The organism is Vibrio sp. 1-2 (7-a), from assembly GCF_013048515.1.
Taxonomy (GTDB): domain Bacteria; phylum Pseudomonadota; class Gammaproteobacteria; order Enterobacterales; family Vibrionaceae; genus Vibrio; species Vibrio diabolicus.
This window is the reverse complement of record NZ_VHSQ01000001.1, coordinates 1,237,555-1,250,379: the sequence shown is the minus strand read 5'-3', so window position 1 is coordinate 1,250,379 and position 12,825 is coordinate 1,237,555. Positions and strand designations below refer to the sequence as shown.

The 12,825-nt window shown below is 41.8% G+C and carries 12 protein-coding genes and 2 pseudogenes; 10 read left to right on the top strand and 4 right to left on the bottom strand.

Translation table 11 applies throughout. From position 1 onward, the window contains the following. The first annotated feature begins 54 nt into the window (after nt 1-54). On the top strand, nt 55-1,182 hold the full coding sequence (gene csm6 / locus FKN08_RS05565) for a CRISPR-associated ring nuclease Csm6 (protein ID WP_170891501.1): 1,128 nt from the start codon (nt 55-57) through the stop codon (nt 1,180-1,182). On the opposite strand, the gene FKN08_RS05560 is transcribed toward csm6, so the two are convergent. Together FKN08_RS05560 and FKN08_RS05555 are read right to left on the bottom strand one after the other, a co-directional pair. Continuing rightward, nucleotides 1,131-2,465 carry a relaxase/mobilization nuclease domain-containing protein gene (locus FKN08_RS05560; protein WP_170891500.1) on the bottom strand — a complete coding sequence of 445 codons (1,335 nt, stop codon included), beginning with the start codon at nt 2,463-2,465 and terminating at the stop codon, nt 1,131-1,133. The two genes, csm6 and FKN08_RS05560, sit on opposite strands and share 52 nt — an antisense overlap. Continuing rightward, complete coding sequence (locus FKN08_RS05555; RefSeq protein ID WP_170891499.1) at nt 2,455-3,204, bottom strand: chromosome segregation ATPase; 750 nt, start codon at nt 3,202-3,204, stop codon at nt 2,455-2,457. Before FKN08_RS05555 ends, FKN08_RS05560 begins: the two co-directional genes overlap by 11 nt. A gap of 742 nt (nt 3,205-3,946) precedes the next feature. Between FKN08_RS05555 and FKN08_RS05550 the strand changes: the two genes are divergently transcribed. The 9 genes from FKN08_RS05550 (at nt 3,947) to FKN08_RS05510 (ending at nt 11,382) form a co-directional block, all read left to right on the top strand. Further along, nucleotides 3,947-4,237 carry an AlpA family phage regulatory protein gene (locus FKN08_RS05550; protein WP_140112743.1) on the top strand — a complete coding sequence of 97 codons (291 nt, stop codon included), beginning with the start codon at nt 3,947-3,949 and terminating at the stop codon, nt 4,235-4,237. Between the two features lie 154 nt (nt 4,238-4,391). Continuing rightward, complete coding sequence (locus FKN08_RS05545; protein WP_120458844.1) at nt 4,392-4,979, top strand: hypothetical protein; 588 nt, start codon at nt 4,392-4,394, stop codon at nt 4,977-4,979. Between the two features lie 273 nt (nt 4,980-5,252). Then, nucleotides 5,253-5,507 carry a helix-turn-helix domain-containing protein gene (locus tag FKN08_RS05540; protein WP_029851782.1) on the top strand — a complete coding sequence of 85 codons (255 nt, stop codon included), beginning with the start codon at nt 5,253-5,255 and terminating at the stop codon, nt 5,505-5,507. Between the two features lie 681 nt (nt 5,508-6,188). Beyond that, a complete protein-coding gene (locus tag FKN08_RS05535) occupies nt 6,189-6,587 on the top strand; it encodes a hypothetical protein (RefSeq protein WP_029851779.1) in 399 nt (132 codons plus the stop codon). Beyond that, complete coding sequence (locus FKN08_RS05530) at nt 6,584-6,883, top strand: YkgJ family cysteine cluster protein (protein WP_029851778.1); 300 nt, start codon at nt 6,584-6,586, stop codon at nt 6,881-6,883. Before FKN08_RS05535 ends, FKN08_RS05530 begins: the two co-directional genes overlap by 4 nt. Continuing rightward, the gene (locus tag FKN08_RS05525) at nt 6,870-7,682 is read left to right on the top strand and encodes a GTPase (RefSeq protein ID WP_029851777.1); all 813 of its coding nucleotides are present in this window, start codon (nt 6,870-6,872) and stop codon (nt 7,680-7,682) included. Before FKN08_RS05530 ends, FKN08_RS05525 begins: the two co-directional genes overlap by 14 nt. Nucleotides 7,683-7,716: 34 nt before the next feature. Next, nucleotides 7,717-8,136, top strand: coding sequence for a hypothetical protein (locus tag FKN08_RS05520; protein ID WP_046028465.1), 420 nt, complete (start codon nt 7,717-7,719; stop codon nt 8,134-8,136). Between the two features lie 12 nt (nt 8,137-8,148). Continuing rightward, entirely contained in the window at nt 8,149-9,840 is a 1,692-nt protein-coding gene (locus tag FKN08_RS05515; protein WP_170891498.1) for a dynamin family protein, read from the top strand. A 3-nt stretch (nt 9,841-9,843) separates the two neighbouring features. Next, a complete protein-coding gene (locus FKN08_RS05510) occupies nt 9,844-11,382 on the top strand; it encodes a GTPase (protein WP_170891497.1) in 1,539 nt (512 codons plus the stop codon). A 73-nt stretch (nt 11,383-11,455) separates the two neighbouring features. Here FKN08_RS05510 and FKN08_RS05505 read toward each other — a convergent pair. After that, nucleotides 11,456-11,929: pseudogene (locus FKN08_RS05505) on the bottom strand (transposase zinc-binding domain-containing protein); the annotation flags it as partial. After that, nucleotides 11,926-12,808: pseudogene (locus tag FKN08_RS05500) on the bottom strand (tyrosine-type recombinase/integrase). The pseudogenes FKN08_RS05500 and FKN08_RS05505, both read right to left, overlap by 4 nt. Nucleotides 12,809-12,825: the final 17 nt, after the last annotated feature.

The following is a 12,825-nucleotide window of genomic DNA, read 5'->3' as shown; positions in this document are numbered from 1 at the left end:
TTGGGATTAGTGTAAGGCTCCAACTGTGAAAACTATGTATAAATAGAGTTTAATTTGAAAAATATTCTTATAGCAGTAACTGGCGCAAGCCCACAGGTTCTTACTGAAACAATTTACGCACTGCACAAACAAGGGCGCACCATGCCTGAGGAAGTTTTTGTCATCACAACAAGTAGCTCAAAACTCACTTTAGAGAAGGGTTTGTTTGAGGATGGGCATTGGCAAAGCCTTCTTGAAGACTATCAACTACCCGACATTAAATTTGGTCAAGAAAATATATGGCTTATAGAAGACGAAACAGGTCATGTGCTGAGTGATGCAAAGGGTAAAGAAGATCAGTCGGTTATGGCTGATTTTATCACTCGCAAAGTTGCTGATTTTACCGCTGACGATAACCTCGCTATTCACGCTTCCATTGCTGGCGGGCGAAAAACAATGGCTTTTTATATCGGTTATGCAATGTCACTATATGGTCGAGAGCAAGACGTGCTCAGCCATGTATTTGTAGATGATGATTTCGAGTTTGTACACGACTTTTATTATCCAACACCTTACGATAAATATCTTGTTGGTCGAGATAAGAAGAAGGTTGTTAACACCAAAGATGCGCGGGTGACGTTAGCTGAAATTCCGTTTGTAAGAATGCGCCGTCAGGTTGATGAAGCTATGTTTGCTCAGATGAATCAACACTCATTTTCAAAAACTGTTTCTGCGATGAACAGTGCCAACTGCAATGAACTATGCGTAAATATCAACTCTACTAGCAAAACGTTAGAAGTGGCTGGAGTCACTTTAAATTTGACTGGCAAAGAGCTTGCTATCTACTTGTTCTTTTTAACCAAGCCCGAGCGGAAAGAAACTTTAAATCGGCACTTTGAGGAAGACGTAGTTCATACGCGGCATTACTTGAAGGTATTAGACACCATCCACGCCGATGTAAGGCTTTATAGAAGTATGGGATTAGAGGATGAAGGGCAGTGGCGACAATGCAATGTTGAACTGATACCAATGACTAAAGACTTTGTCCGTCAATCACTCAATGCATTTCATAAGGCTATTGATCGCTCGTTAGTGGTAGAAGTCGTTGAGAAAATCAGAGTACATTCAGATGGCGCTAAATCAGGTGCAAGCTATAGTATTTGGCCATCTCTGAAAGTGGTACTTGATGGGAAGTTACAGTGAGCTTCAAGGACCGTTTCGTGAACTGGCAAAATTGTCAGCTTACTTTTCTTCATGAGTGAGAATTCGAGCAGGATTATAATCATATGGTAGAAAAGTTTATTCATTACGCCTGCTGAGTTGTAAATCCCTCGTTCGCACTCATAAATCGCCCGTACTATTGCTCGGTCGCGAGTCGAGCGTATCCGCTTGGCGTAGTCACACCAATGCTCGATCTGTTCTTGCATGGCTGATTCATGGGCGATAGCAAACCTGAATAACAGATATCGATATTGCCGATTATCAAATTCCTCCATCTGTTTTTTAACTGTGTCCGCGTGTTGGATGGCAAGTGCGCGGATGTCTGCAAATCTTTTCGTTGCATCTATTAGATCTTGCTGGTGACATTCATAGTTAGCGATTTTCAGGCAGGAAGTGTCGAGTACGCCATTTTGAATCAGTTTCCCTAATGTATACTTATTGCCACTTCGTAGCGAGGATGCTGCAAAGCGATATTGATGAAATCGATAAGCAATACCTTTAAATCGAGAGTTTGTTTTGTCTGGTATTAGCTCTATTTCAATTCCTTGTTTGAGCAATGCCATTTCAAACTGAGTCAACGAACAAGAGGGCGGCAAAGTACGAATTGCAGTATCAACTTTTCTTCTCATCATACGAATCACCGTTTTCTCTTTTTCGCCTTGTACATCAGTGTCGTAACTTGAGTGGAGTTCCCCTGAGCTTTGTAATGCTTGCAACCCTAGCATAACTTCTTGCTCCCTCATGATTTCTTGGGCTTTGAGGTGCGATTGCCAGTTAGAAATGATTTTTCCAGTAAGCAAATCAGTCGTAGACGCTACAATATGGACGTGTTCATTGTCGGTATCGGAGTGCTTAAAAACGATATAACGAGCATGCTCATATCCTAAATGGTCCATCAGCTTCTTAATTGTGTTTCGCCATTTGGTTAGGGGTAACTGTTCCCCCTCTGCGAGGGAGACAACAAAATGGCGGAAGGGTTGTTTCGTATTAGGGTTAGCTAGGTGAGCGCTTTGTAGTTCAGCAATCGCACGGCTCCAATCAATGTCTCGGGCATCTTGGTTTCTTGCATTCAGGGGAACCGAAGCGATTTCATTGGCGCAGATAAACTGCGATGTTCCCCCGAGTTCGTCACCCTTGGAGTGACTTGAAGAATACTCGATCAGCAGTGTGACATCGTCACTTTGCTTGGCACTATATCGAACTAATTGCGTGGCATCATGCACCGTCTGTTTATCATTCTTACATTGTAATTCCTCAAATATCATTACTGGCGTTCTCCACTTCTAGCTTGCTGCGGTAAAGCTCACGCAACGTACGGCTGTCCAAAAATTGCATGGCCAACAGCTCGGCGGTTTGAGAATTATGAGCGTCGATAGCGAGATTTCGGGTGAGTTGTAAATTCTGTTTTAGTTCATACAGAGCATCACCCAGTTGACGGGCTATTTCGTGGTCGTACGCAGGGTTACCTTCGTCAATGAGTGACTCCATCACTGTGGCGATGCGCTTTGTTTGCTTAAAGTACTCTATTATTTCATCACTGCGTTGAGGTTTGACTGTGAGTTTTTGAGTTATGACCTCTCTCAGGAACCGACTCACTGATTTATAATTATAGCTGTGCATGACCTCAAGTAACTGCTTGTATTCACTTTCAGTGAGGTTGGTTTTCACTGCTTTGCAATACAGCTCTTTGTCACTTTTTCGTTGTTTTTTAAAATTCGCCTGAACGATACGAATTAACTTGCGTGCATTCATCAGCTCATTTTTATCGGCGTCATTGGGATGTTGGTGGAGATATAAAGCGTGAGAAAGCTCTGAAATAAAGGTTTGGTGTGAAGCGATGGCTACCCCAGATTCAATCGGCGAGGGTAACAGTCCTGCGAGTAGTGTAGTCAACTCATCTGCTGAATAGCTGTGATTTTCAATGAATGCCGATAGTATTTGTTTATGTTTTCTAGATGTGCAGCGAATGACAGTTGCTGCGACTGTGTTTATATTAATATCCATTTTTTAAATTCTCTATTTATTATTTTTATTATTTAGAGTGTTTTGTGTTTTCAAGCGATAACGCCGAAGGCTGTTAGCGCAACCTCGCGCAGTGAGGCATGCTTTCGTGTGTTTTTATTTGGAACAAATAAGAACGTACGATATCAGCTTGTTACTGTTTTTGTTCTGAGTATTTTTTATTATAACGATATAATTAACGAGATGGGAAGTGTTTATTTTAATTTAAGTTAACTAGATGCTATATGACGGTTTGAATAATCCTGTATTTACTGTATGACGGAATTTGTCGAGTGCGACAGGGAAAGTGCACGTTACGACATTGCAAATGCTGTTTGCGACAAAGCATTTGCGCTGCACTATCGTTGTGTCTCTGGTGCTTTCAGTCGCTTTCAGGTCGTCTCACTGGAACTGAGTAAGTAGTTGTCGGGGCGGATATTACATAGATTAAGCTTAGTTTTATGGGGCGTAAAAATAAACGAGAGGGGTGATTATTGAATGAAATGAATTAATAGAGAGGTTGTGCTAATACTTATCTATTCTTGATTGCTATGGCAGGCTATATCGATATGATGTTTAATATATGAGGTTTATATATTTTGCCTTCCGTGAAATATATAAGGCATGTATATTTACTTTTGGTTAAATAAATACGAAAAAATGATTGATTTTCACTTTAAAACTCGAATATTATATTTTTAACGGCTCCTTGAGCCATAATAATAAAAATAAACGGAGGCGTCTCATGGCGCTTATACACCCAATTAATCAACTGAAAATAGAAAAAAAAGCTGACGTATTAAAACGCGTTGGTTTATCTCAAGCTACCTTACATCGCCGAATTAATGATGGCACATTTCCGCCCGCAGTACAACTGGGTCCAAAGGCTGTGGGCTTCATGTCGCATGAAGTCGATGCGTTTCTTATTGCCTGTGCAATAGGAGAAGATAAAAAACGTGTGGTCGCTGAGCTGCTTGCTCAGCGTCAGGCGCTCAAACAAGCGAATCCGCTCCTGCAATATATGAACTTTCAGTAACAGGCCATCGAGTTCTGCGCTAAAGCGCAGAGCTTAATTCAGTAAATTGTACGTCTATTCATGTCAAGAGAGTGCATGCGTTTCTACGACTCTCTAATGATAGGTGTCTTATCTATACCTGATTAAAAACAATAATAAAAATAGGAATTAATATATGACTTATCGAATTACCAGTGAATTGACCATAAGTGGCGATTCAGAGAAGTGCAAAGCACTGTACCTTAATATTGTTGACCATTTTGGTCAAATTGACTTCAACAACATTGTCCCGATGCCAGCAGCGATACGAAACGCCACGGATTACTTTATAAAAGAGCCGTGGATGATGCGCCATTGGGGGGCCTGCGATGTATTTGAATGCGGTGTGCCTTATCGATGCTTTAATCCATGGAAAGATGATTTTCCTGCAGATATGGGGGACTATATTAATTTGCTTCGGTTTCAGGAAGCATGCGAAGAAGGGACTCCGCATTTAGAACCAATCATATTCACCACCCTAAATACGTATCCTAAGGAGATAGTTTTTGCTTTGTCAGACCAAAACCCAGGGTTAACGTTTGACGTTCGTTTTTACGACGAGCATTTCAGTTGTGCCTGTGGTCGGATGCGAATTTGCGATGGGAGAGTTATTCAGTCTAAGGTAGCGCCACACCATGAATTTATGACGAGAGAGCAGTGTCAGTTTTGGGAAAACTATGCGCATCAGTTAGCGGGATTATTGCCATTTGAAGCGACGTTTTAAGCCATCGGTACACTATGTGATGTTGTTTGGCAGAGGTTTGAGAGCAACAAGTGCATCGTAGAGCGGTTTTTGGCATCGCTGTACACGCATCGACGAGAGAGTTTAAAAGCACAAATTGACAGCAAATCGAATGACGCTTTGGACCTAGGAATATTTGACGCATCTCAATTAATCTCTCCATCAAAACAAACGCTACTACTTTACCTCTAACCCCTAAAGGGGATAAAGTGCTAATATCCCCTATAGAGGATAACTTTTACATTGGAGGCAGATATGCTCATAACAAGTCCTATGCAACTGGGAATATACCTACGTGATGTACGCAGAACTCAAGGACGAAACCAGACTAAAGTCGGGGACATGGTTGGGTTAAAACAGACAACAGTATCAAAGCTTGAACGCGATCCGGCCTCATCGAGTATCGAAAGTCTGATGCGCCTGCTGTCATCACTAGATCTTGAGCTACATATTCAAGATAAAGCTGTAAGCCGGCAACAAGCGAAGCTTCGTGAGCCAGATGATTGGTAAAACGCTGTAAAACAAAGCCAACTTTATAATTAAGTTGTTCTCTCACAATCATCATCGAGTTAGCAAATCGATGAATGTGCGACCAGCTTATTTTTCCCCATTCCGTACTGGCAACTAGGAAGAAATCCTTCTCAGTTGCTTCCCCCAGTCACCGCGACAAACTTCTGCCCCATTATCAGTTTCGACCAAGATTTCGCGTTCGCAGCTGGATTTGCCTAAAGAAAAATCATCTGATGAATGCTAGTCTTATGTGGTTTTGGTGAGAGTTTATGCGGTCATAGAGGAGGTAAGTAGAGATAAACTGCACAAGTCATTTCGATTTGACTAAAGCATGTTACATAAAATCGTACTTCGCTAGAGTTAGAGTCTGTCGACTGATACGCCACACATTCAACCTTTAAAACTTTCCTAGTCATGCGTCTTTCATTTCCCACCTCGCAAGCTTATTAACTCATTATCTCTTACTGAATAATTATCAAATAGCCACGCCAGAAGAATATATCTAGTGCCATATTGGTCTGTTTTTATTCTGTGGTTCAGTGCGAAATGTGATGAATTTCAAGGATATGGAAAATTCAAATCTAATGCTAAAGTGTTAGGTTTAGCTATTATGTCAGGTGTTGTATAACAATCGAATCCATATTAGAACAAGCAGTATTCGAAGCTATTAAAGGAACGATTATGTTTTTGAACCGTTTATCAATAGATGAAAAGGAAGCATTTCTTGCTCTTGCTCATCATGTTGCGCATTCTGACAATGACTTTTCAATGGAAGAAGAAGTCTTGATTGCAAAGTACTGCATGGAAATGCAAATGGACGATATTGAGTATGATGCAGTAAGGTTTGATCTAGCATCAGTGCTCAATACTTTTGAGTGTGATAGCCATCAGAAAATTGCGTTACTTGAGTTAATGGCGCTTATTTATGCGGATGGAGAAGTTGCCAAGCAAGAGCAGCAACTATTGAATGATATGATTACGCACTTTGGACTTAATCCAAACTTGGCGATTGTTTATCGTGAGTGGTCTAAGAATATCTTATCTCTATTCACCCAAGGTGAAGCATTGATCCACCTATGAGTTACCCGTGCACCCGTTGCGGCTTGTGTTGCCAACAAATTCAACATGTACCTGAGTTGAAAATCTTTCACAATGGTGATGGTATTTGCTTGTACTTCAATGCTGATGTTGGCTGCACAATATATCAAGAGCGACCTTTAGTGTGCCGAATTGATGAAGGGTATCAGCAGCTTTTTGAAAACCAGTTTTCATTAACAGATTACTATCTTAAAAATGCTGAAGTTTGCAATTACATGCAATTGGAAGCCGAACTTCCAAGTCATTACAGAGTTAAATTAAAAGATGGACAAACATAAACTATTGCAGTTTTTACCAACGGATGAGCAGAATGTAAACCGTTTGCTGTACTTGAAAAATAATGCGACTAAACCACGTATAGCAGTGTTTGGGAAATATAATCACGGCAAAAGTACATTATTAAATGCAATGGTAGGCGAAGCGATTTTCAAAGCAGCAGATAAACGCGAAACCATTGAGAACAAAGAGCTTGAACAAGATCATGTTATTTGGATTGACACCCCTGGGCTTGATGCCGATGTGCATAAACAAGATGACAAAGCTGCCATTAAAGGTGCGTTTGAAATGGCTGACTACTTGTTTTTAGTTCACCAAGCTCAAGCGGGTGAGCTAGATAAATATGAGATGCAAATTTTCCAACAATTAGCACGTCAGGACAAGAATTACAGTAAGAAGATGTTTTTAGTCTTAACGCAAATCGATCAAAAGTCTGCCGATGAAGTAGCTATTGTTGAGGAGAAAATTCGCCAACAATTACTAGGGAGTCTTGATTTACGTGATTTACAAATCATTTCTGTGTCAGCGCATCGTTATAACAGAGGTCTTCAAGAGGACAAAGCGGTTTTCTGCGAAAAGAGTGGTATCCATGCGCTCTTTGATCTGACTGCTACTTTAGTGTCTGAGATTGATGAATTACGCAAGAAAGAAATGAAACGCTTGAAGTCTAAACTATTGCTGGATTTTTCTGCGCAAAAAGAGGCATTGAATGCAGAGTTAAAAGGGCTACGCTCTCAGCAGAGCAGTGAACTTAGTATGTTAAAGCGTGACGTAAAACAATTATCAGCAGCCTTGGTTTAACCAAGAACAGTAATGTAAATAGTAGGAGTTAATTATGGCTATTCCTTGGTTAATTGGGGCAGCAGTGGTAGGTGTCGTTGGTGTTGTCGGTGCCGCATTATCTGATGATGATTCAAGTTCGAGTGCTAGCTCGGGCTCACGAGAATTAGAGCGAGAGAGAGAAAGAGCAGAATCTGAACGAAAAGCAAAAATAGCACAAGCCGAACGAGAAGCAAAAGAGCGGAAAATTACAGAACAAAATCGAGCGCACGCCAATCGTTTTATTAATAAATATAGCTTGTCGATTTCAGCAGATTCATTAGTCGCGGCATCAAAAAATAGCAATCTTGAAGTTACGGCAATTCAAGCATTTCAAGAAAGCAAAAAATCGACTAAACAGGCACGACAAATCGAACAAATTAGTAAGCAGCTAGAAGAAATGAAGCAGCTTGAAAACGATTTAATCAATTTGTAAGAGAATGGAAAAATGACCAATAGCAACCCATTTCTTACTGCGTTAGAAAAATTTAAGTCAGACTTCAAATACATATCGGATAAAGAGCAGGATTTAGTTGCAATAAAATCCGCTTTGGTTGTAGAGCTTACCCAAGCAGCTCAGTTTAGTAGCAAGCAGATCAATGAGCAGCATCCATTGTTTAAATTGGCGACACAACTAAGGGCTTCCATCTATCAAGGCGTGCTAAGTTGGGATGCAAAATTAGAAGAGGCGTCACCAATGCGAGCGCTCAGCGAGCAGTTTGCTGATCGTGTTATTTTACTTGTATTTGGCAAAGTGAATGCAGGTAAAAGCTCGTTTTGTAATTACTTAACGAATCTATTTGCTCCTGAACAGATTAAGCGTTTTTGCTTTAAAGACGGCAAAGTTAAATATTTTGAGGGTGCGTTTGCCGAAGGTGTCACCGAAACTACCGCTCAGATCCAAGGTGTAGAGCTGGGCTCAAACTTGGTGCTATTAGATTCACCGGGGCTTCACTCGATAGTGGATGAAAACGGTGATCTCACTCGTCGCTATACCGACAGCGCAGACGCTATTTTATGGCTTACGCCATCAAGTTCTCCAGGGCAAGTACAAGAATTGCAAGATCTCAAGCTTGAGCTTGAAAAGAAAAAACCATTACAACCCGTCATCACGAAAAGTGACGTATTGGTAGAGGATTGGTGTGATGAGGCGCAAGACCTTATCCAAAAAGTGGAAAATAAATCAGCCCAAGTTCGCCAATTGCAGCAAGAAGATGTGCATAGCCGAGTCACGGCATTAGGCGGTGTTGATGATTTGAAAGAAGCGGTATCCGTATCGGTTCATGCGTACAAAACACTTACAGCGACCTCTGAGAACGCATTACAAGAGGCTGGCTTGCAAACGCTGTTTGAACGCCTGGTAGTAATAGTGAACGAAGCTAACCAATATAAGGTCGTTAAAGCTAAGCGCCAAATGATTAACTTCTTGGATGGTGAAGTACTGCATTCATTGAATGAAAATGTTTTACCGCAAGTGCAAGAGTTGCAGCAACTACTAACAAAAACAACGTATAACTTACGCCAAAAGCAAAATGTGATGTCGAGCCAGATTCTTGATAACGTACTGTGTGAAGTACCCTTAATCGTCGATAAGCACATGAACAACCGCGATAAAGAAGCGATAAGTCGTGAGCTAAACCAATTGATTGAAGAGCAAATCAGCAATACGTTGACGCAGGAGCTATCTGGCTACGTTAACAATATTCAGCGTGTTTCAGGCGACCTGTCGAGTGGCAGTTTAGGTGATTTTGATGATATCACTATTGACGTTAAACAGGTCACGGGTAGGCGAGCGTCGAGTATCGCTTCGAGTGCTGGTGGATTAGGCGGGGCAGCTGCTGGGTTTGCGGTGGGTGGACCTATTGGTGCTTTGATTGGTGGTGCGATTGGCTCTTTTGGCGGCAATAAACTCGGTGAACGAATCTTTGTCGAAATCTCCACTCACAAAGAAGCAGTTGGGGTATCGCCAGATCAAGTCATCCTAACCACATCAGCAGCAGTACGTCAGCAATTGCCACAATTGGTAGAACACGTCTTTAGTGATGTGCAAACATCTTTCATGCCCTTACAGCAATACGCTGATTCCATAGTAATTGCGATTGAAAACTGTGCTTCAAAAACTCAAGCATTGAAGGTATAAATTATGAGAAATCCATTTATTGAAATAACTCAGAACCTTGATGAATCAAAGTGTTTAGTTGGCGCCTATCATCCGAATAATCAGATTGATCGTGTTTATGCCGAGTTAAAAGAAAAGCTAGATGATAACACTCTGCAAGTCATGCTTTATGGTGCGTATAACGCAGGCAAAAGTACATTGATCAATGCGCTTATTGGTCAAGAGAAAGCAACCGTAAATGACATTCCGACCACCGACACGGTTGATTACTATGATTGGAACGGGTATCGACTGTTAGATACTCCAGGAGTCAACGCTCCCATTGAGCATGAACAGACTACAATTGAGCAGATTAAACGTACTCAAGTGATGTTGTTTGTCATCCGAGAAGGGGACCAAGATTCAAAGGATCTTTATCATCGATTATTTGAAATGATTAAGCTGAATAAGAAAATTTTCATTGTACTTAACCATCAGCTTACGAACGATTCAGATAAAGCAACAGCTTATCAGAAGATCCTTCAGATTCTTTGTCATAAAGCTTCTGAATATGGCGTGAGTAATGAAAGCATTCAGCATATTAAAGTGTTACCAATGAATGCGAAAACGGCATTGACGGGACGTTTAAAAGATAATCACCCTCAGTTGCTTGAACGCTCTGGTTACAGTGAGTTCATTGAGGTGTTTAATGACTGGTTAAAATCAACAGACAACAAAGACAATCAACTGTCAGCAATTCATAGTGCAGTTAATGAACTTTGGTACCAGCCAGCGGTAAACCAACTGTCCACGACGGACACCTCAGAACATAACGAGCTATTGATGCGTTGCCGAGAAGATAAGCAAATGCTTGTAAGTCGCCAACGCTCGTTAGTAATAGAAGCAAGAAATATGATCAGTCATGAACTGATGTTGATGAAGTCTGATATCAGTGGCTGTATACAGAGTACACAAGATCAAGCGCAACTTGATAGCCAGTTGCAGCGTTTAATTGACCCAATTGGAGACAAGCTAGAAGCGTGGATCAACGATAGTTTGGGTGAAGTTAAGGGTCTATTAAACGTTGAGGTTTCTCACCGCTTACAACAAAGCTTGAGCTCAAATAATTCTGAGTATCTAGACAAGGTGGTTAAAGGGCTTGGAAATATGGGCTCCGCTGACAATATCAAGGGCTTACTACTTCAAGGTCGTAAGTTAAAGATCCCGGGTTTAAAAGGACGATGGGAGAAAACGTTGGGTAAATGGGCAGGAAAAGGTGCAATCGCTGTTCAGCTACTTACCGCGTTATGGGATGTGTATAGCGAAGGCAAGGCGCAAGATCAGCAAAACGCTCAAGAGCGTCAAGCGGCTGTTAGTTTATATCAGGCAGTTGATGAGATCTGTTCAGTGGTTAAACGTGAGTATGGCAATACTTCTGAGCAGGTGATTACCGAAATCCTCAATGCTCAGATTCGCGCACTTGATGATGAAATCGCAAAAATTACAGCAGAAGAAAATCAAACTCAGCAAGATTTGCAACAAGTGCTGGACTTTCAGAATAAACTCAACTCGATTGGTTATTAGGACGAAAGAAGAGGTATTCACTCAAAACATTACTCATAAGCTCACGAACACCGCCCATAGAGTTCTGCCGTACTAAGTGAGGATGTAGCTCTCGCTCTCGCTTTCGGCTGTGTGTATGAAGGACGATGGTAAATCCCAACTCACCTTGGTTTTGCCTGTGAGCAAAGTCTTTTAACGTAGATGAAGCCACACGGAACATGGCTTGCTAAAGCGCTCGGGGAGCAGATCGAGCTAAGCTTCTCAGTTCATAAGGTAATGTGAAGGTTACCATGTAGTAATGAACTGGAAGCGGCTTACTTTTCTGTCTTTCAAGCCAGTCGGATGTTGTACGATGCTGACATTGAGGACTGTGACGATTTCCACACGAGAGAGTGAGACGGTCGTCATGGTGGCAGTGGGAGCAATACCACTGCGAAAGTCCTTGTTTCTCTGTTTTACACCGTAACATGGCAGAGATGGATCGTTTGATATCGCTGTTAAAGTGATGCCCATAGTCTTGTTCAAGCTCGTGACGATGTTGGCGCAACAGGTCGATAAAAGTGCTCATACGGTCAACTTCCAGTCGAGATGCAGGCGGTCAGCCAGTTGATTGAGGGCTTGATTAGCATCATGTAACTTGAGTTGTGTGAGTTGAGTATAACGAGCCGTTGTATTTAAACTCGCATGACCGAGAAGTATTTGCAGTGAACGCAGGTCAAGCCCTTGCTCTAAGAGGTGGGTTGCAAAGCAATGTCGAAGTGAGTGAGGTGTAATTCGCTTATGAATACCACATCCTATACAACCTGATTAAGCGCTTTTTGTGCTCCTTGATCATTAAAAGCGACATCGCAACACTTACCTTTGCTTAGGAATAACAGTTGGGGATGTCGGTGGGAACACCAGTATCGGCGTAAAGTATGAAGCGTTCTGTGAGGGAGTGGGACCAATCGATCTTTGCCGCCTTTTCCATAGCGAATATGGACTTGCATATTATGATTGTCGATATCAGCGATGTGAGATTGAGAGCCTCATTAATCCGAAGCCCCATCGTGTATAAAGTAAGAATAACACTCGGTAACGGGGTTCACGGGTGGTGTTAATAATCTGAGCGACTTGCTCAGGAGAAATGATATTCGGAAGACGTTTGACTTTCGGAGGCTTGAGATGCCGATCCATTCCCACTGTTTGTTGAGCGTTTGTATAAGAATTGAAGCCCACAGCGGTCAAGTTTAATCGTGCTCCAGGAGACCTGCCCAATCAGTTGACTGAAATATCGTCGCAGGCCTTCAATGGTCAGTGTATCAGGATACCGATCAAAGTACTCGGTGATACGTCGCACAGCAAGAGAGTATGCAGAGATGGTTTTTGCTCGCTTACCTTGAAGCTTGAGTTGGGTAAGGTGTTGTTGATATAAGGCGTCAAAGCGCTCCTTTTCAGACGGGGTCATAGTGTTTTCTCTCCAGT

Coding starts and splice junctions, on each gene's coding strand:
- FKN08_RS05540 (WP_029851782.1), top strand. CDS start 5,253: ATGCTCATAACAAGTCCTATGCAACTGGGAATATACCTACGTGATGTA.
- FKN08_RS05545 (WP_120458844.1), top strand. CDS start 4,392: ATGACTTATCGAATTACCAGTGAATTGACCATAAGTGGCGATTCAGAG.
- FKN08_RS05520 (WP_046028465.1), top strand. CDS start 7,717: ATGGCTATTCCTTGGTTAATTGGGGCAGCAGTGGTAGGTGTCGTTGGT.
- FKN08_RS05510 (WP_170891497.1), top strand. CDS start 9,844: ATGAGAAATCCATTTATTGAAATAACTCAGAACCTTGATGAATCAAAG.
- FKN08_RS05560 (WP_170891500.1), bottom strand. CDS start 2,465: ATGATATTTGAGGAATTACAATGTAAGAATGATAAACAGACGGTGCAT.
- FKN08_RS05530 (WP_029851778.1), top strand. CDS start 6,584: ATGAGTTACCCGTGCACCCGTTGCGGCTTGTGTTGCCAACAAATTCAA.
- FKN08_RS05555 (WP_170891499.1), bottom strand. CDS start 3,204: ATGGATATTAATATAAACACAGTCGCAGCAACTGTCATTCGCTGCACA.
- FKN08_RS05550 (WP_140112743.1), top strand. CDS start 3,947: ATGGCGCTTATACACCCAATTAATCAACTGAAAATAGAAAAAAAAGCT.
- FKN08_RS05515 (WP_170891498.1), top strand. CDS start 8,149: ATGACCAATAGCAACCCATTTCTTACTGCGTTAGAAAAATTTAAGTCA.
- FKN08_RS05525 (WP_029851777.1), top strand. CDS start 6,870: ATGGACAAACATAAACTATTGCAGTTTTTACCAACGGATGAGCAGAAT.
- FKN08_RS05535 (WP_029851779.1), top strand. CDS start 6,189: ATGTTTTTGAACCGTTTATCAATAGATGAAAAGGAAGCATTTCTTGCT.